Origin of the sequence: Pseudomonas sp. E6002 (genome assembly GCF_013385565.1) — a bacterium.
GTDB lineage: Bacteria > Pseudomonadota > Gammaproteobacteria > Pseudomonadales > Pseudomonadaceae > Aquipseudomonas.
Window position 1 is genome coordinate 4,339 of the sequence record NZ_JACAPT010000016.1, and the last position, 1,485, is coordinate 5,823.

General features: G+C 62.5%; 1 protein-coding gene. It reads right to left on the bottom strand.

Annotated elements, in window-relative coordinates:
* Nucleotides 1-40: 40 nt before the first annotated feature.
* Entirely contained in the window at nt 41-1,381 is a 1,341-nt protein-coding gene (locus tag HX815_RS14250; RefSeq protein WP_003211801.1) for a substrate-binding domain-containing protein, read from the bottom strand.
* Nucleotides 1,382-1,485: the final 104 nt, after the last annotated feature.

Genomic DNA, 1,485 nt, shown 5'->3' on the forward strand with positions numbered 1-1,485 from the left:
ACGCTCTGCGTGGGAATGCTGCCCAGGACGCTCCGCGTCCTCAATACACCCAGACCTCCACCCGCCGGTTCTTGATCCGTCCCTCATCTGCCGTATTTGCCGCCACCGGCATCTCGGCACCGAACCCCTGAATGTCCCTCAGCACCACGCCGCTTTTAACCAGTTCCCGGCGCACCGCCATCGCCCGCAACTTCGACAATAGCGCCGCCCGTTGCGCATCACTCTTGGCATCCCCAAACCCCACCAGCGTCACCTGCTTGTCCAGCTTGCCGTGGCTCTTTATATAAGCGACTACCCGCATCAGGTCCTGGCGCGCCTTGTTGTCGAGGCTGGCACTGCCTTCCTCAAACCGGAAATTTACCGTCAGGCGCTGCGCTTGTCGGGCAATCGCCTGGTAATCCCCGGGCATCGGCGCCCGTGGTTCCACCGCCATGGCCTGCACCTGCTGTGCGATAAAACCGTTGGCGGCGACGATCGCCTGGCCTTTGCTGCTTTGCGCAAAGTCCACCAGGGCCTTGGCCCAGGGGTTTTGTGCAACAGGTGGCAGGTAGAAGAACAACCGGCGTGACAGTGGGTAGTCCTCGGTGGCGATCAAACTGTTCAGCGGCAGCATCGGCTGCGAGTCGCCATCGACGATGGCCACCGCCTTGGCCTGGCGCACATAGGGCAATCCGATAAAACCGATGCCCTGGGGGTCATGGCTGACAGCATCCGACAACTGCTCGCTGGATTCGAAGCGCTTGGCGCTGCCATCCAACGACTTGCCGCGCCGGCTGAGCACCAGTTCCTTGAAGGTGTCATAGGTGCCGGATTGATCATCCCGCGCGTACAGGTGAATCTGGCCACCGATGCCGCCCAGTTGTTCCCAGGTCGAGACTTCGCCGCTGAAGATCTGCGCCAGTTGCGCGGTGTTCAGCGTCCCCAACGGGTTGCGTGGGTTGAGGATGATCGCCAGCCCGTCAATGGCGATGACCTGTTCGGCGTCGGGGCTTTTCAGGTCGCCGAGGGCTTCGAGGTCCACCAGTTCGCTGTCCTTGATCGGCCGGGAAGACGCCGCGAGGTCGGCGCTGGCGTTTTTCAGGGCTGCGAACCCGGTGCTGGAACCATGGGCCGCCACTTCCACCGTCACCTTCTGGCCCTGGCGAGTCTTGCCGACGATGTGCTGTTCGTTGGCCTGGTCAGATGGCTCGCTGTGCACCGCTTGCAACCCCTGTTGCTCCATCAGCCCCTTGACCAGAGCCGGGCCAAGCGCCGCGCCGATGGTGTTGGAACCCTGGATGCGCAAGGCCGGGCCATGTTCGGGGAAGGGCAGAGGGGTGGAAAAAGCGGCGAGGGGAAATGCGCTGAGCAGGGCCAGCAGGGATAGAACGCGCAGCATCATGCCGGCACCTTCTCAAGCCAAAGGGAGTGCCGCGAGATTAAGTCAGAGAGGTTTCAGCAATATGACCGGCATCACGCCGTCAAAAAGTGTGGGAGCGGGCTTGC